Consider the following 16,255-nt stretch of genomic DNA (forward strand, 5'->3'; position numbering starts at 1 on the left):
CCGATATGTGTGTCATTTCTGTCTGAATCCCGACATCTTTTGATTTCAGACCGTTGGATTTCAACAGTATGGCACGGCAACGCATACGGAAGGAATGGCTTTTGCCACGGCGGAAGCCCTCCTCCAACTGAAGACGCTCTTTGTCTGTCAGTTCTATAATCTTGATCTTTCCGATAGTTGTACTTCTTTTATATGTTCGCACAAAGGTACGCAAAAAATATGATATAAAGTGTTTTTCAACATCTACTTAGGAGCTTTGACTGCATGGCATGAGAAATGGAAGGACTTCATAAACGAAGGGGCAAAAGGAGCAGATGGGAAAATGCATTATGTGCATAAGAACGCAAGAAGCGCATATTTGAGTTTAAAGAGAAATACACCGTGGTTGTGGACATTCTATGATTTCCCTGAGCTGCAAATGCCGAATACAAACAATGAATTGGAAGCACTCAACTCTACTTTGAAAGCAAAATTAAACCTACATAAGGGTATTAGCAAAGAAAGGAGAAAAGTCATTATTCAAGACTTTTTAAAGAATCATTCCCTTCGTAGATAAAGGGATACAAGATGTTTTAGGTCTCTTTTTGTCATATAAGAGCAAAATAGACCCATTTTAGGTCTCTTTTTGTCACTTATGCCCAAAAACGATGGCCTGCACAGTGGGTGCAGACCATCGTTTATTTTGATGCTTTTACGTTATCGTATGGTCATGCTGTTGCAGGCGTGAAGCATGACGATTGGCGTATTTTAATCTTTGATATATTCGATGTGCATGGGATTGCCGGCAGTCTTGATGACGGGACCACGGGCGCGTTTCGTCTTTGTGTCATAATAGAAGAAGCCTGTGGCGTTGTCGCTCGAACAACCGAAAATGATGATATCGTTGTATTTCGTGACGGCGAGACCGTGGGGACTTGATACGGGGATTCCTTTGATGGCCGTGATGGTTTTGTGATAGAGATCAACGGCCACTGCGACGGATGTCTTCGCGCTGTAAGGGTTGGCTGTTGCCGATGGGTCTAACGCGTTGCTGCTCACATGTCCGTAAGCGATGCCATTGCCGGCATACTTAAGGCTCGCCACATTGTCGGCCTTGATGTTGAGCCCTTCGATGTTGGTCTGATCAAGCCTTATACTATAGGTGGGATCGATGTCGGTTTCGCCCTTTTTGATGCGTGCAAAGCCGGCGTTGATGCCGGGAACCAAACCAAACGAGCCGATGCATGCGAAGTAGATGTCGCCTTTCTCATCCATAAAGAGCGTTCCACTGTCGATGGGGCGTGTGGGGAACGCCAAGCCGAGTGATTCATTCTTGATGTGCTTCTCGAGGCGATTGGTCTGGGCATCCACCATGGCAAACTCGATGCTGTTTTTAGCCGGCATCCATTGCGCATTGAATTGTGAGAGTGCGATGAATACTTTCCCGTCGCGCACAATCATGCACGAGGGACCTACGCGTACTCCTGCACCCGACAGACTGTTTAAATCGATTTCGCCGGTTTGCTTCATCTGTTTAAAGTCGAAGACGAGCACTTTTCCTAAGTTCTGGCACGAAACATAAGCTGTGTGATCGTTTACTTCGATGACCTGCGAAGCTGCAGAACCGGCCGGCAACATCATTTCGCCAGCCTTCACGAGCTGATGGTTGGCGTCGATGACAAAGCGCTGTAACGCTGCTTTTGACTGTCCCATGTAATCGGGAAAGATGTAAACATTCTTGCCTTGCACAGTGAAAGGATTGCCAAATCCGCCCGGTATCGCGCGGTTGTTGTCGATGGAAACGTCTGCGGTGTCGGTTAGCGTCTGTACATAACAACTGCCGGAGTTTCCGCTGGGATTGAGAACGGTTGTCGCCATGACGAGTGTGCCGCCGATGCTCGATGGCTGCGGAGCCGGTGTTGGATCGTCGTTCTTTTCGCACGCTGTCAAGCAGCACATGAGTGCAAAAGCACTGAATAAAAGATGTTTGTTCATACGTTTTGTTTTTATATTACATAAAATTGTGAATGTTCGATGGGGTAGGAGTGGCTCAATGCAGTAAGTAGCGTACTTTGAAGGCTACATAACGCCCCGGGAGCGGGTGATTGAGTTCGCTCACCACTTCACGGTTGAGCACGTTCTTGATTTTGAGACTGAACGTGAGTGTTTGGTTCATCATGCTGTGTTCGAGCGCCGTGTCGAAGGTGATCGCTGTTGGAATTTTGCGATCTTGGTAAATGGTCATCTCGTAGTCATAGAAGTATTGGTGCACATAGGAAGCATCGATGAGGAAACGAGTATTGCTGCGCTTGCCAATGAGGTTTTCGCGGTGACATTCGATACCGGCGTTGCCCAAAAGATAAGGTATGTTGGGGATGCGCTTACGATAAGTGGGGTTGGGCACGGTTGAACCTTCGGTGAAGCGTTGCGTATCGCGCAAATTCTGATAAGTGGCGTTGACGTAGGTATAGAGCCACGGCAACACGTCCCACTTAACTTCGCCTTCGATGCCGTAAGTGGTGGTTTCGCCGACATTGACGTATTGCGCGAGTGTGGGAACCATTGACGGCGTGTAACGAATCATGTCGGTGAGATGCGTATAGAAGCCGTTGACCTCTGCTTCGAAGATGCCGTCGGTCTTCAGCGTGCGCCGATAGAGTGTGCCGAGGTTGCAGGATCGCACATGCTCGGGTTTGAGCGTTGGGGAAGGCAGGATGGAATAGCCGTTGCCGACAAGTTCCTCATCGCTGGGAATGCGCATTTCATCGCTATACGACGCTTTGAACATGAGTTCGGGGGTGAGACGATAACGCATGGATTCGTTCCATCCGAAGGAGTGTTTGGTGACGCGCACTTGCTCGGGTGTTGGTACATAGAAGGAGGGGAGTTGCTCGGTGGACGAATGATAGTGATAGCTGCGGAGGGTGAATGCGCTTTGAAAGCGATCGCGGAATAGGAGGAGGTCGTAGGAAAGTCCAGCAGTGAGACTGTTCATATAGCTGTCGAATTGAGTACGGAAACCATAGGCCGCGTCCATTAATTCATCGTGCGGCTTGAGCTTCGTGTAGGCTTCATAGAGATTAAGGTTGAGGGAGTGATGCCGATTGATGGTGTAGTTGAGATTAAGCTTGCCGGTGCCATCGAGATTCTTGTTGTGTCCGTCATAAGGATGCGTGCTGGTTTCGCCGCCGAGGGGCGATTGCGATGGGCGGCTGTTGCCAAACCAGTCGTATACGGTTTTTGCGTAATCGCTGACGCCGTAGTTTCCGATATCGAAGGCTGCTTCGAAATCGAAAGCCAGTCCGTCGATGAAAAACGTCTCACGCTTGGCTTTGAGTGAGGTGGCGATAGCTTGCGAATGGGTGTAGGCCTCACGCACGTCTAAGTCGATGCCCTGCAACTGCTGATGCGTGGCGGTGTAGATAAGTTCGGCTTTCAACTCATCGAACCACCACTTAGTAGCTTTAATGCTCCCTGCGATAACACCCTTTCGAAAGGCATCATGGTTGCGCCTCACACGCAAATCACCCAAATTGTGGAGTGTCATGTAATAGTTGTTTGCCGAATAGGTGAAGAAACCGCCCATGCCGAATTGCAACCCTGACGGCGCATACGTGCGCTTGAACACGGTGTTGAGGCGGTGAGTGTTAAACGAGCCAATCTCGTATGATGCATCGAAATAGATAGGCGGATATTCCTTCGTCACGACATTGATTGCACCGCCTAATGCGCTGCCGCCGAACTTATAGGGAACAATGCCTTTGTAAATTTCGATGCGCGCAATCATATCGGTAGGTATATCGTTGAGCGTGATGAAATTGCTGAATTGATTCATCGCTGTCTCATCGACGAATAGGCCCAAGCGCTTTCCTTCCAAACCGCGCACAGAGAGCCTTGATGCGCTGCCGACGCCGCCCGTATTGCGAATGGTGACACCTGCGACGCGCGCCAACACATCGTTCATAGATGAGGCGGTACCCTGCAACTCTTTCGATGTCATCACTGATACGGGCATGCCGCTTTCGCGCAACTGGCGCGCTTCGTTACGTCCCATGACGGTAATTCCTTGTAGGAGGATGGTTTCGTCACCGATGTGCTTTTGTGGTTTCAGCGAGTCGCGTTTGGTTGTAGCTGCGTTGGTGGTTGTTGTCTGCGCCATCGTGGCTAACGATGCTAAGAGGAGGAGACTAAGTAGGGATAGTCTGTTGTGGAGTATGTACATACTGTTTGATTGATGGATTTGATGACGCAAAGGTAGCGACAGTGGGGGGAGGTAGGCAATACCTAAAAGTAGGTAAATGTGGCTGTAGCGAGCATTTGCAGCAAGGGCTTCTGCGGTCATCCGGCACAAGCGAAGAGAGGTGAGAAGGGATGCTGCGGCAATGAAAGGGTTACTTTCTCCTCATCGGGGTAAATCATTTCCAATAGGCGATTGTGGCTGTCATATTTCCACTGTGTTACGTAGGTTGCCACAGCCTGATTAGGCACAATCAGCGTGCGTACCGTCTTCAAGACCTCACCCATTTTACCGTAGTAATACTCGATAGCACCACTGCCGTCCTCACGAAGCATCAATCTGCCGATACGGTTGTAAGAAGAGTTGATACCACCGTAATGGTACTTCACGTTATTTTCCGGATGGTCAGGATAGTTGATTGCTGTCAGACGACCGTAATCGTACTCGTAATTGATGGTCTTGCCCTCCTTTTTGAGGTTGGCTGTCTGCTTCGTCACCACGTTGCCCAAAGCATCGTAGGTGAAGCCATTACTTGTTGTGTATATAGCTAATTTTTTCAATAATCCCATCTTTATCAAGATACAAGATTTTCCCATATTGCATATTATTTTCGTATTTCTTGATTGACTGCAAATAATGATTTACAGAATCAAAATAATAACCCTCTCCACATTTTAAAAAATGGGAGCCACGCCTACTACATTGTGTGAAGATAGCTTCCAAAGTTCCTTTCCGACCTATAACAAAGCATAATGTTCCTATAAACAAAATGCCTTTTTCCTTTCGTTTGTAGTAAGCTATAGAAACTTTGTTAAAAGATTTTTTATTTATTCCTACAATTTTCAATGAATCAATATTGTTATATATAGTTTCCTGACAAGCCTTTTTGATTAATGATACAGAAACTTTTTTGTCTAACTCAGTCGGTTCTCCCTCCTCATCATAATATACAAGTTTTTCCACTTCTCCTGAATCTGTATAATATACTGCCATTCCATGGAGCTTATTTTGAATTTTTGTAAAGGAATGCGATAATCTATGCGTTTCATCGTCAAAGTGATATACCCGTTCTATTGTATCCTGCCCTTCTACAATATTTTGTACACTTATGCTAATCAAACATGACCAACGTTTACTAAACACTATTCTTCCATTACCGACAGTAATATAATCCTCTAAATAACGTTTACCACCAGAATAGTATTTAATATTAAAAGAGCTATCAATCATTGTAATATCCGCATCTTGCACGATATCACCTTTTCTGCTGTTGGGAGTAGAATTAGGCGATACCGAACAAGATGTAAATATTATAAGTAATAACAAAGAATATATTTTTTTCATTATTTCTTCCTTGTTGGAGTAAAATTCAAACGAATTGCGCTACTTCTATGCGGAAGTATGGGAGTAGAAAGCAGAATATGGCATAAAATTCATATCTGACTGAAATACAGCGGATATTGCTTGTTTCTTCTTAGGGTTGCATCATAGAAAACAGGCAGAAAAGGGAGCGAAAAGGAGGGAGTTCAGTTACCAAATCGTTCGACAAACGATGAAAGGAAAAGGACGGCTGAAAGTGGTAACTAAAACGGTGTTTTCTCTTTCATTATCAATGTTTTGCATCGCTCAAAGTTCCTCAAAGAAGTGTAATTTTGCAAGTAAAAAACAATGGAAAAAGAAAAATTCAAGCTGCTTTTCTACCTCAAGAGAGGTACGCAGGACAAAAACGGAAAAAGTCCCATCATGGGACGCATCAGCGCAGGACGCTCTATGGTACAGTTCAGTTGCAAATGCTCGTGTACTCCTCGTTTGTGGGATAGTCGCAAGAACCGACTGCTGGGCAAGAGTGCCGAAGCCGTATCGGTAAACAAGGAACTTGACCGCCTACAAGTGAGCATACACAAGGTTTATGAGTCTCTTTCGGGTAAATCCGATGCTCCCATCACGGCAGAGCGAGTACGGGAATTGGTGTTCGGGCTAAACAGCGAGGCGCAGGGACTGCTTTATCATACGGACGAGTATATCGACCGCTTCCGTGAGCGTGTGGGCATAGACCGCAGCGAACGCAGACTAAAATGCCTGTTGCTCTTTCGCAAGCATCTGGCAAACTTCGTCAGGTATCGCTACCATGTGGAGGATATTCCCGTACAGAAAGCCGATGCCGCCCTTGTCAAGGACTTGGAAGACTACTTCGCCAAAGAAAAGGGCTTCAAGCTCAACACTTCGGCTGGTTATCTCTCCATGCTGGCTTCCTTGCTCAAAGACCTGCATAAACGGCATATCATTGACACCTATCCTTTCATCAACCATTCCATTCGTTGGGAAGTGGGTACTCCACGTTACATCACGAGGGAGGAGGTAAGTCGTATCGCAGCCTTGGGAGAAGATAAATTGCAAGGCTATGAAAAAGTGTCGAGGGATATGTTCCTTTTCTCCTGCCTGACGGGACTTTCCTATACCGACGTGTATCACTTGACGGAGCAGCACATCTTTCACGAAGCGGGAATGACTTGGATACGCAAGCCGAGAATAAAGACGGGCAACGTGTGCCACATCCCCCTACTTCCCGAAGCCGCTGCCATTATCAAGCGTTATCGGGGCATTCACACGAGGGCTTTCCGACACGAACCGCCCAAGGGGTATCTGCTGCCCATACCCGGATGCGACACGGTAAACATACACCTCAAAAAGATAGCACGGCTTTGCGGTATTCAGAAAACGCTGACCTATCACATGGCACGGCATACCTTCGCATCGCAGATGACACTGTCGAAGGGCGTGTCCATTGAGAGCGTTTCCAAAATGCTCGGACACAGTCAAATCAAAACCACGCAAGTGTATGCGGAGACTTCTCCCGAGCGTGTCTTTCTGGACATAGAGAAAATACTTCCACAACTCGCACATTATCAACTGACCAACTAAAACCGCAGCACAATGAAAAGTACATTTTCCATACTATTCTACACGGACAGAAGCAAGACCAATGAACACGGAGTATGCGTAATCCGTTGCCGTATCACCTGCAATGGTACGTCCTCATCGTTTTCCACGCAGTTGCAAACTTCCCCCGATGAGTGGCTTGCCCGAAAAGGGCGCATCAAGGCGACAGCAGGTAATTCAAGCGGCATCAATCTGCAACTGAACTCAATCGAAGAGTGCTTGCATTCACTCTATGAACGTACACTAAGGGAAGAAAACTATATCACGGCGGAATACCTCAAGGAGCGTTATATGCAGCAAAGTCGCCCTATGCCAACACTTGCGGAGCTATATCAATCCGTTTGTGAATACAAGGAGGAATTGCAGGGCAGAACCTTAAGCAAGGCAACCGTCAGGGCTTTTAAGGACAGCTACAAGAGTTTTGTTCATTTCCTGCAAGTAAGGGACAGGGCAGACTGTATGCCCACAGAGGTGGACAAGACTTTGCTTGAGGACTATCGCCTTTTCATGCTTCGGGACTTGGGAAACAAGGAAAGCAGTGTCGGCAACCGCCTACGCCACTTGCATCAGGTCATTCGCAAGGCATTGCAGGAGCGATACGTTCGTGAAGACCCTTTTGAACTCATAGACATAGAAACGCCTACCTACGAGCGCAATGCACTTACGGCGGACGACCTGCAAAAACTCTTGGCTTACCGTCCGCACCGCTCAGTGGACAACCATTGCAGACTTATTTTCCTCTTGGGCTGTTTCACGGGGCTGGCATTCTCAGACTTAAAGAAACTCCGAATGGACGATGTTTATACATTCGGGGATGGGCGTAGGTACATATCGCTCTGTCGCACAAAGACACAGAACAGAAGTATTGTCCCGTTACTGCCCATTGCCGAGAAAATACTCGCCATAGTGAGCCCCGGACGAAGGGAGGGGCTTTTCTTTCGAGAGTTTCCCAGCAACAGTAATTTCAATAGAACTATTCAGGAGATATGTATTAAGGCAGGACTGCCACCGCATACCCAAGCGACCTCGCACACCGCACGGCACACCTTTGCCACGACCATCTGTCTGGAGAACGGACTTCCGATAGAAACGGTGAGCAAGATGCTGGGGCATCGCTTTATCTCCACGACCGAGATTTATGCACGGGTGACCAAGAGCAAGATTGCCAAGGAAATGCAACCCCTGATGGGTAGTGAGCATACAAGGGTACTGCGTAAAGCCTTACGGCTGTGTCCGTCAAGAACACCGAAAAAGTCAAGTCCCATAATTGGGATGTAACAGCCGTAATGAATGATTCAAAAAAAGAAGTCCAACTTTTTAACAAGAAGAACAATGAAACAGAAGAACAAAAAGGAAATTTCCTACTTCCGATTGAAGTTGGAAAGCTATATGAGTGAACATCACCCCGAGCGATTGGGAGACAAGGAGCTTATCACGGCAAGAGCCGACATGGCACTGACAGCCTACTGCGATGCCGTGGCGCAAGGTTTTAATCATTTAGAAGCAGAAAGAATAGCAAGTGAAGTGCTTTTCAGTGGACTGCATTTCTCAAAGTACGATACCCTTGTTTCTGTCTTGGAGGACGAGTTTGAGAGGGAACTTCCTACACCGCTCCCCGAGAGGCTTTCGCTTTTATTGTTGGCGGACAAGGCTGTTCAAGCCACATTCGCCAAGTATGAACTGACGGACGCATTTGCCGCAAGCGGACAATACGACCGTCTTTACACCGAACTGACAGGCACGATAGTGCTGCTCATCGAGAGCAACAACCTGCCAACGGTCAAACAGACGGAGGAGGCAAGCCCGAAGGCGTTGTAGGCAAAGGCGCACGCAAAGTTCCTGATGCCGTTTCTTATCGTGCAAAGGTACAACGGCAGCCTGTCTGCCCTGCAAGGTCGAGTCCTGCGGATGGAGAGAAGAATCTCCACCGTAGGATTTTTCTGTTTCAAGGTGGTATTGCCATTTTCTATATCCATGCGGTCGTATTCATCTCTCCCAACCTTGCAGGGCTGGGCTGCCGTAGAGAGTATAGGCACGACAAGAATACGGCATACTCAGGCTCTTTGGACGCAAGGCGTAACAACTAACAACAGATAGGACTGACGATAATACGGACAATCTATTGTTTGTACAATTTGTTGTCATGACTATCTGTTGTCAAAACTATATATCGTCAAAATAATCTATCGATAAAACTATCTATCGACACTTCGACATCTCGATTTGTCGAACTATCGAATTATCGATAAAACAACAAAATAATAAAAGGAACGAACCGGCACCTCATCTCATTACCGCAATAACACAGACGGATTTCCTTTGTTTTTCTATTGCTTTCTTTCTATTTCCCTGCTTATCCTCATTTCTTGCAGCGGTGCTTCCGAGGGTTTACTTTTGCACCCGAGAAGTACGGCAATGGACTGCATAACAGTTTGTTTGCTGAGTAACAATAAAGTAATCAAAACAAAATTAAGGCAATGAAACTCATTATCATCGACCGCAAAGCGTGGGAGCGACATCGCTCCGAATTTGCAGACTTTATCCATCGTGTGGAGAAACTCATCGGTAATCCTCCTGAGACCGAGCAATGGCTCGACAACGAAGCCGTGTGCAAGCGTTTGGGCATCAGCAAGCGTACCCTACAATCATACAGAGATACGGGTAAAATTCCTTATTCAATGATTGGACATAAGTGCTATTACAAGGAGAGTGACATCATGGAGATACTGAACTCAAAAAATGAATAAACAATGGCAGAGAACGAAATCATTACACAGCAAGACCCTCAGATGCAGATGTTTGCACAACTGATGGAGGGCATCTTAAAGAAACTGGAGCGTTATTGCGCCACTGCCCGTCCGATGTTGGGTGGAGAGGTTTACCTCACTGGTGAAGAGGTTTGCAGCCAATTACAGCTCAGCACACGTACGCTCCAAGAGTACAGAAACTCAGGAACGCTTCCTTTCTACAAAATCGGAGGGAAGATACTCTACAAGCAGAGCGACATACAAGCCATGCTTGAAAAACACTATAACCCGATACCCAAGAAATTATGGCAAGAATAGATGAACAAAGGAAACAGCGCTTGGAACAAGCCATTAGAGATATGGGAAATTATGGCGTTAAGCTCCGCAAGCCCGAAAAGTTGCCCGATTTTGACCAGCCCTCCGATTATGAAGAGGAGAAGAATAGATTTGAGCCTATAAAAATGGATGAAGATGATGAAGAAGAGGCTTTGTCCGAAGAGCCATTGACAGCGGAAGAGAAGCGAGAAAGAATATTGGAAGAAGCACTGAAACGGATGGCAGAGGACGGAACTACCGGGATTCCTTCACGGCGCACTGCGATGTTTGACCCTTCAGATGATGAAGATGCTTCGGAGGAAAAAATAATCAGCTCAGAGAAAATTAAAACGGGCACGGAAGAAGTTTCTCGTCAAGTGGGTAAGAGCAAGACGAAAGGCAAGGACAGAGAGGACTTAGCCCGGTTTCAAGGGAAATACCTCCGCCCCTTTCGCAACAGCCATCGCAAAGCTGTGTATGTGTCAGAGGAAACCCAACGAAGATTGGACTTCGTGGTGCGGAAAATCGGTGAGCAGGGAGCGAGCGTTTCAGGATACGTGGAACAAGTGCTTCGGGAACACCTCGACCAATACAAGGAGGATGTGGAAAGATGGCGGAAACTCTGAACCACTGCATTCCTCGAATGCAAACCCCTGCCGAGTTACCGCATTCACAGAATGCAGTAACACAGCTGGGGCTTATCAACCTCTTTCTTGATATTGGCAAGGTGTGTCTTTGTACCACAAATTGCCATTTGTCCCACAAAGACCCTTGCCCCGAAAGGGGATTAAATCACTCCAAAGTCGTGATTAGAAAACATAGAAACAATGAAAAGAAAGAAAACAAACAAGCCTGATGGCAAATGCACCACCTGCCCCAAATGGAACAGATGGCATATCAGAATACCTAATCCCAAAGACCAGCAAAAAGTCATCGAATTATATCGAAAGTCTGGAGCAAAAACAAAGAGCGATTATCTAAGGGCAAGATTACTTGGAGAATCTTTCAAGGTTATCACAGAGAATTCTTCTAATGAGAAATACATGCGTGAACTCACTAACATAATATCCCAAATTTATAAGATTGGTGTTCTCTATAATGAAGCAGTCAAGACACTTAACTGCTACCACTCAACAGCTACCGCCCAAAGAATGCTCCGCAAAATCGAAACTTATTCTGAAGCAATCATTAAACTGCAAGTGCAAGCGATAAAACTAACAGAGGAGTATTCCATGATTGTTGGGTAAATCATAATTTAGTCGAGAACGCTCGACACCGACTTTTACTTGTCCGTTCATCAGAAGGGGGAGAAGTTCGTCGCGCTGCTTAGTCAATTTTTCGATTTCTTGTAGCCTCAATAGTTGTTCATCGAACATAGGCGTTACTGTATCTACAAATTTCTTACAAATCGTTTCATTAAAGGCAAAACGGAAATCAGCCAAATCACCTAAGACAATATATGGAATAGAAGAGCCATGTTTACCACCGCTATATATAGGTTGAAATAAGTATCTTAAAGTATAATAGAAGAATGATACGTTACGCACCTCTTCATCTAAAACGCAAGCATATGTCCTTTGATATAAATCGAATTTACCTCTATAAAAACCTACTCGTCCTGTATAACTCCCATTTCCTGAAACCAACACTGCATACCCGTCATAAATGTATTCGTTAGAAGTAATAGCCTCCGGCGCACAAGAAAAGAATTTATAATTTCCAGGAACAGCTTTGGACACATCTTTCTTACCAGTGAAGATTCTCATAAAGTCTTTGATTTTACAATCTTTCCACCCTTGTGGTATCTCTCTCTTCAACTTCTCATTCCACCCCATCTTACCACCGCTACTTTTGTACGGCTTCCCATTCTCATCGGGAAAGTCAAATTGCACAAACCAGTAGTCGTAGAGTTGCTTTGCCATCGCCTCTAAATTATGATTTACCGCACGATTAAGGCTTAATTTATTAGTAATATCTATAATCAACTTGCCGATATTCTTTTGCTCATGCAAAGTGAATGTCGGCAATTCATATCTCATAATCTGATCTTTATCTCCACGAGGCATTTTACTGCCTTTAGCTCCTTTCATTGCATATGCAAAAAAACTATCTTGTAACAGTAAGGCATAAAGGAATGTACTATCATTGCCTTGTTTTGCACGAAAGACCAAGACATCTGCCGAAGCTCCTCCATTTATATTTGCATACCAAACTTTTTTCAAATAGGGGCGAATATTGGCTACCAACACATCGCCTTTTAGGTAATGCGTTAGCGGACATACAGTTGGCGGAAGGTTTGTTGCTACTGCTTTTCCTTGCTTGTTTTGTAAGATAGAATCAGTAGTAACATATTCTTCTAATGTAATTTGACTACTACTTATTTTATCTTCTACATATTCGGCAATTTGTGATAGCTTCATTTTACTTCATTCTTTTGTTTACGATGCAAAGATACAGAATGAAGCTCATAATTAAGAATTTTCATAAGATAAAGTGGCTATTATCAGCCTATAAACTTGCGATGTGCAATCTTGACATTGGTTTGATTGACCATAGCATAATGTAAAGTAGTATCAATCTTTACGTGTCCTAATAGCTTCTGCACTTGTTCTATCGGCATTCCCTTATCAATAGCCATCGTTGCCAATGTGCGCCTGAACTTATGTGGGTGCACTTTGCTAATGCCAGCTTTTCGCCCTAATTGCCGTAATCGCACTTCTACACCACTTATTGTTAGGCGATTATGTGGTGAAGATAATGATACAAAAAGTGCAGGGTTATTGTCTTTACGGCTTTCCAAGTAGCGTTTAAGGTGGATTTTGGTGCGAGCATTAAAATATACCTCTCGTTCTTTATTGCCCTTGCCAAAGACCACGCATTGCCGTTCCTGAAAATCTATATCTTCTCGGTTCATCTTTGCTAATTCACCTACACGCATACCCGTAGAAGCCAATAAATCAATCATCGCAAGGTCGCGTATCTCGTGGCAGGTATCACGCAATACTTCCATATTTTCATCACTCAGCACTTCCTTTACAAGGCTTTCCGTTCTAACCTTGTGTATTCTTCGCACAGGGCTCTTACCAATATAGTCTTCATCTTCCAACCATGCAAAGAAGCTGGAAAAGATACGCCGAAGGTTATCGATGGTAACACGGCTTGAAAGTCTTTCTTCTTGATAATCAGAGAGGTAATTGCGAATGTCGTTTGTAACTATCACGTCTATCTTTTTGTTCAACTTTGCAAGCAGGGCTTCTATTGAACTGCGATAATAATGCAAAGTTTTATCAGAACAGCCTTCTATCTTCTTGGCAGCAATAAAAGCATTAAGCAATTCATTATTAGCCTTATTTCTTTGCGACACTTCATCGCCTAATGGTTTGATTTCTACGTTCTTAAAGTTGTCATTCAATACTGTATTAAGAAATAGTAATTGTTCTGGAGTCAAATTTTGAGCCATTGCAGTTACTATTCTCGTTTTTACTTCTTCTTTCATAGGATTTTTAGTCGCATTATACAAAATTTGAGCGAAAAGACAAAGAAGTAAATCATAATTTAACGTGAGTTCGACGGATTAAAACATCTGATTTTGTCGAACTCACGTTAAGTTACAATTTATTTTCTGTTTAATACAGATAAAAGATGGATAGAGGATAAGTAGTATTGCTGTTTTTACTTACCCTCTATCTTTATAACAACAGTTCTTACATTTAGTTCTTATTAGGTCGTCCACCCAAGACTAATCCAAGGGTTAAGCCATAGGTGTTAAATCCTTTACGTGTTACCATGACATGTGTGTTAACTCTAATTATATGCCATAATTCCACACCAATTTTAGGCATTATTACAGGGGATGTTGCATTTATATCCATGAACTCATCTCCCACGGTTTGATTAAAACCAACACCTAAGGCGACATTGATGAAAGGATTTACTTTTTGCCCCTGTCGAAAATTGTAACCACCCGTAGCGGCCAAAATCATAGTTCTGTTAGTCTGCCATTTATCGCTATTCCTATCATGCCAGAAATCACGCCGTGCTCCATCCGTCTGCAGTAGAAAGCCACAATCCCAAGGTGTGTTCTTGATGTTGTATCGAAGATTCACTGCTAATGATGGTCCAACTAATTTATCCCCACCATGATACTGGTCAAGAGGCAAAGTAATACCAAAGCCAAATTCAGTTTCAAGACATTTGACAGGTATCTCTTGCGCGTTACACGCAAAAGATACCATTATCATGATTGAAAAGACAATACATCTTAACATAATTCTTAATATTTATAGAAACGTACTCCACGCCATTGATTGTCATAATAAGCGGCACCAAACACATCCAGTTTATTAATGTCAAACTCGGAAGGAAGGAAACCTGTAATGCCTCCAGCATTAGTAAACGAAAATCCGAATGATCTATCAAAGATTACCGATTTTGATTTACAATTAGTGTATTCTTTCACTCCTGTAATATACGGATGTTCCTTATTAAACTCAATATTGGTATTACCCCATACTAAGTAAGCCATCATAGGATCTGTTGGTGTAATTCTTTTCTTTACTGGAGAATAGATATACTTATTCTCCAATGATTTTAATTGAGAATAGACGGCCTTCGCTGGTGCTTCATAAAGTTTGTTGCCTACCTTCTCACGCCAATCTTTATCTCCAATCTTAATTTCGGGAATCAGGCATATTATATCGTCTGTCCAATCTTTTATGAACTTCAATTTATGATAGTTACCATAGAAGAATTTTGACTGAATATTATTTATTGCACCCGTGAAAGTATTCCAATTCGTATTCATTGTAGGGTTAATGGTGGAATAGTTTCTTGGATTGTTGTATTTCATAACTCCATCTAAACCATTAAATCCAATTACGATCTTGGAAGCTTTTTCACCTTTCCAATATGGGATGCCTAAGAACTTTTTCCTTTTCTGCATATTTACTTTTATACCAGCACTAGCATAAAATCCATAGTTCACATCAAACACTTTCATCTGAACACGATGTTTTTTAGAGAAGTTGTTTTCGCGAGACACATCCTTGCCCCTGAGCCAATCGAAAAACTTTTGTACCACGCTATGATTCTTCCATAAATATGAGTTCGTATTATAACCCACGTGAAAAGCATTCTCTGTATATGTGTCATTAGATGCTGCTCGAGTTAGAGTTGCTGTTATTGGTTCGTCTACAGCCTCAAATTCAGAATATTGAATACTTTTATCAGAGAATGTTCTTGTGAAAGTAACATTCTCATCAAGAGCGACAGAAGCTCCTGGATTTACTTTAAGCTTAAGTTCAGGATTAAATGTTCTGATAGATTCATCAAGCAGCTTCTCTTTCTTGACATCAATGGAGAATGTCCCCTGATCTGTGATTTTATAAAGTCTACCTTCCACGCATACACGAAGAGTTGTGTCAACCATGTGTGTCATAATATCATCAAAGAGCAGATTCTCTGCCTTCATAACATTATATTCGTCTTGGGTCATCTCTTCCAACTCATCCAGTCCTTTTAGGTCCTCATTGGATATGCTGTTGACTTTTTGATCAATACTAGCTTCAGAGTTCGCGCGTGTTATATGGCGACCATTAGCAAGACGTTCACTCAAATCTGCTACAGATTCAAAATGAGCCCCACCAATTGCTCTTGTGTTAGGGAGAAATTTTTGACACGCAGAGGCTCCTGCGCCGTCTTCCGAATATTGCTCCACGAAATTTTGTAGACTCTGGACTGTGGGAAACACCAAGTAACCCTCGTTCGAAACTGAAACTGACGAAGTCGCAGATTGGTTAGTGGTCTGTGCTGTTTCAGCACCTGGACTAAGGTCTTCTGACGAACAAGCTGTAATGAGACTTGCAGTCAACATAAGAAATACTAATTTTTTCATGTTGAGTTTTATTTAGGATTAAACGATTAGTGTCCCAAAAGTAAATTATATATAGTATTCTGCAAGTCGAAATGTCATGAAACGGAAATAAATGACGGTGAAACGGAAGAAATCGCGTTCAAACTTTTTATCTACTTTCTAATA

At 43.9% G+C, this 16,255-nt stretch carries 16 protein-coding genes and 1 pseudogene; 8 read left to right on the plus strand and 9 right to left on the minus strand.

Features of this window, described 5'->3' with window-relative positions; genetic code table 11:
• Window positions 1-202 (minus strand): annotated as a pseudogene (locus tag HMPREF9141_RS13675) (hypothetical protein); the annotation flags it as partial.
• Window positions 203-229: 27 nt separating this feature from the next.
• Between HMPREF9141_RS13675 and HMPREF9141_RS03745 the strand changes: the two are divergent.
• Window positions 230-556 (plus strand): hypothetical protein, encoded by a 327-nt coding sequence (locus HMPREF9141_RS03745; RefSeq protein ID WP_007367165.1) that lies wholly within the window; start codon window positions 230-232, stop codon window positions 554-556.
• Window positions 557-747: 191 nt separating this feature from the next.
• Here the strand turns inward: HMPREF9141_RS03745 and HMPREF9141_RS03750 are convergent, their stop codons facing one another.
• From HMPREF9141_RS03750 to HMPREF9141_RS03765, 4 genes are all read right to left on the minus strand, one after another.
• Complete coding sequence (locus HMPREF9141_RS03750) at window positions 748-1,938, minus strand: DUF4374 domain-containing protein (RefSeq protein ID WP_257009552.1); 1,191 nt, start codon at window positions 1,936-1,938, stop codon at window positions 748-750.
• A 91-nt stretch (window positions 1,939-2,029) separates the two neighbouring features.
• Window positions 2,030-4,138: a TonB-dependent receptor plug domain-containing protein gene (locus tag HMPREF9141_RS03755; RefSeq protein ID WP_040554205.1), complete on the minus strand. Its 2,109-nt coding sequence runs from the start codon at window positions 4,136-4,138 to the stop codon at window positions 2,030-2,032.
• Window positions 4,139-4,317: 179 nt separating this feature from the next.
• Window positions 4,318-4,785 carry a hypothetical protein gene (locus HMPREF9141_RS03760; protein WP_244972438.1) on the minus strand — a complete coding sequence of 156 codons (468 nt, stop codon included), beginning with the start codon at window positions 4,783-4,785 and terminating at the stop codon, window positions 4,318-4,320.
• The gene (locus tag HMPREF9141_RS03765; protein ID WP_040554206.1) at window positions 4,745-5,560 is read right to left on the minus strand and encodes a hypothetical protein; all 816 of its coding nucleotides are present in this window, start codon (window positions 5,558-5,560) and stop codon (window positions 4,745-4,747) included. The genes HMPREF9141_RS03760 and HMPREF9141_RS03765 overlap by 41 nt, the downstream gene beginning before the upstream one ends.
• Before the next feature lie 324 nt (window positions 5,561-5,884).
• Between HMPREF9141_RS03765 and HMPREF9141_RS03770 the strand changes: the two genes are divergently transcribed.
• The 7 genes from HMPREF9141_RS03770 (at window position 5,885) to HMPREF9141_RS03800 (ending at window position 11,465) form a co-directional block, all read left to right on the plus strand.
• A complete protein-coding gene (locus HMPREF9141_RS03770) occupies window positions 5,885-7,138 on the plus strand; it encodes a site-specific integrase (protein ID WP_004352001.1) in 1,254 nt (417 codons plus the stop codon).
• Between the two features lie 12 nt (window positions 7,139-7,150).
• Window positions 7,151-8,434, plus strand: coding sequence for a site-specific integrase (locus HMPREF9141_RS03775; protein ID WP_004351954.1), 1,284 nt, complete (start codon window positions 7,151-7,153; stop codon window positions 8,432-8,434).
• A 54-nt stretch (window positions 8,435-8,488) separates the two neighbouring features.
• A complete protein-coding gene (locus HMPREF9141_RS03780) occupies window positions 8,489-8,974 on the plus strand; it encodes a DUF1896 domain-containing protein (RefSeq protein WP_019208443.1) in 486 nt (161 codons plus the stop codon).
• Window positions 8,975-9,633: 659 nt separating this feature from the next.
• A complete protein-coding gene (locus HMPREF9141_RS03785) occupies window positions 9,634-9,903 on the plus strand; it encodes a helix-turn-helix domain-containing protein (RefSeq protein WP_004351902.1) in 270 nt (89 codons plus the stop codon).
• A 3-nt stretch (window positions 9,904-9,906) separates the two neighbouring features.
• Window positions 9,907-10,221, plus strand: coding sequence for a helix-turn-helix domain-containing protein (locus HMPREF9141_RS03790; protein WP_004352047.1), 315 nt, complete (start codon window positions 9,907-9,909; stop codon window positions 10,219-10,221).
• On the plus strand, window positions 10,209-10,844 hold the full coding sequence (locus HMPREF9141_RS03795; protein ID WP_006950437.1) for a DUF3408 domain-containing protein: 636 nt from the start codon (window positions 10,209-10,211) through the stop codon (window positions 10,842-10,844). The genes HMPREF9141_RS03790 and HMPREF9141_RS03795 overlap by 13 nt, the downstream gene beginning before the upstream one ends.
• Window positions 10,845-11,045: 201 nt before the next feature.
• Window positions 11,046-11,465, plus strand: coding sequence for a plasmid mobilization protein (locus tag HMPREF9141_RS03800; protein WP_006950436.1), 420 nt, complete (start codon window positions 11,046-11,048; stop codon window positions 11,463-11,465).
• Here the strand turns inward: HMPREF9141_RS03800 and HMPREF9141_RS12695 are convergent.
• From HMPREF9141_RS12695 to HMPREF9141_RS03820, 4 genes are all read right to left on the minus strand, one after another.
• Entirely contained in the window at window positions 11,433-12,638 is a 1,206-nt protein-coding gene (locus HMPREF9141_RS12695) for a restriction endonuclease subunit S (RefSeq protein WP_007367170.1), read from the minus strand. The two genes, HMPREF9141_RS03800 and HMPREF9141_RS12695, sit on opposite strands and share 33 nt — an antisense overlap.
• A gap of 83 nt (window positions 12,639-12,721) precedes the next feature.
• Window positions 12,722-13,714 carry a site-specific tyrosine recombinase/integron integrase gene (gene xerA / locus HMPREF9141_RS03810; RefSeq protein ID WP_007367171.1) on the minus strand — a complete coding sequence of 331 codons (993 nt, stop codon included), beginning with the start codon at window positions 13,712-13,714 and terminating at the stop codon, window positions 12,722-12,724.
• Between the two features lie 214 nt (window positions 13,715-13,928).
• Window positions 13,929-14,486, minus strand: a complete 558-nt coding sequence (locus HMPREF9141_RS03815; RefSeq protein ID WP_023925222.1) for a hypothetical protein — start codon at window positions 14,484-14,486, stop codon at window positions 13,929-13,931.
• 5 nt (window positions 14,487-14,491) lie between these two features.
• On the minus strand, window positions 14,492-16,111 hold the full coding sequence (locus tag HMPREF9141_RS03820; RefSeq protein ID WP_004351965.1) for a hypothetical protein: 1,620 nt from the start codon (window positions 16,109-16,111) through the stop codon (window positions 14,492-14,494).
• Window positions 16,112-16,255 lie beyond the last annotated feature (144 nt).

It is taken from the genome of Prevotella multiformis DSM 16608 (assembly GCF_000191065.1).
Lineage (GTDB): Bacteria > Bacteroidota > Bacteroidia > Bacteroidales > Bacteroidaceae > Prevotella > Prevotella multiformis.

Coding starts and splice junctions, on each gene's coding strand:
- HMPREF9141_RS03765 (WP_040554206.1), bottom strand. CDS start 5,560: ATGAAAAAAATATATTCTTTGTTATTACTTATAATATTTACATCTTGT.
- HMPREF9141_RS03760 (WP_244972438.1), bottom strand. CDS start 4,785: ATGGGATTATTGAAAAAATTAGCTATATACACAACAAGTAATGGCTTC.
- HMPREF9141_RS03750 (WP_257009552.1), bottom strand. CDS start 1,938: ATGTGCTGCTTGACAGCGTGCGAAAAGAACGACGATCCAACACCGGCT.
- HMPREF9141_RS03770 (WP_004352001.1), top strand. CDS start 5,885: ATGGAAAAAGAAAAATTCAAGCTGCTTTTCTACCTCAAGAGAGGTACG.
- HMPREF9141_RS03785 (WP_004351902.1), top strand. CDS start 9,634: ATGAAACTCATTATCATCGACCGCAAAGCGTGGGAGCGACATCGCTCC.
- HMPREF9141_RS03820 (WP_004351965.1), bottom strand. CDS start 16,111: ATGAAAAAATTAGTATTTCTTATGTTGACTGCAAGTCTCATTACAGCT.
- xerA (WP_007367171.1), bottom strand. CDS start 13,714: ATGAAAGAAGAAGTAAAAACGAGAATAGTAACTGCAATGGCTCAAAAT.
- HMPREF9141_RS03780 (WP_019208443.1), top strand. CDS start 8,489: ATGAAACAGAAGAACAAAAAGGAAATTTCCTACTTCCGATTGAAGTTG.
- HMPREF9141_RS12695 (WP_007367170.1), bottom strand. CDS start 12,638: ATGAAGCTATCACAAATTGCCGAATATGTAGAAGATAAAATAAGTAGT.
- HMPREF9141_RS03775 (WP_004351954.1), top strand. CDS start 7,151: ATGAAAAGTACATTTTCCATACTATTCTACACGGACAGAAGCAAGACC.
- HMPREF9141_RS03815 (WP_023925222.1), bottom strand. CDS start 14,486: ATGTTAAGATGTATTGTCTTTTCAATCATGATAATGGTATCTTTTGCG.
- HMPREF9141_RS03790 (WP_004352047.1), top strand. CDS start 9,907: ATGGCAGAGAACGAAATCATTACACAGCAAGACCCTCAGATGCAGATG.
- HMPREF9141_RS03795 (WP_006950437.1), top strand. CDS start 10,209: ATGGCAAGAATAGATGAACAAAGGAAACAGCGCTTGGAACAAGCCATT.
- HMPREF9141_RS03800 (WP_006950436.1), top strand. CDS start 11,046: ATGAAAAGAAAGAAAACAAACAAGCCTGATGGCAAATGCACCACCTGC.
- HMPREF9141_RS03755 (WP_040554205.1), bottom strand. CDS start 4,138: ATGGCGCAGACAACAACCACCAACGCAGCTACAACCAAACGCGACTCG.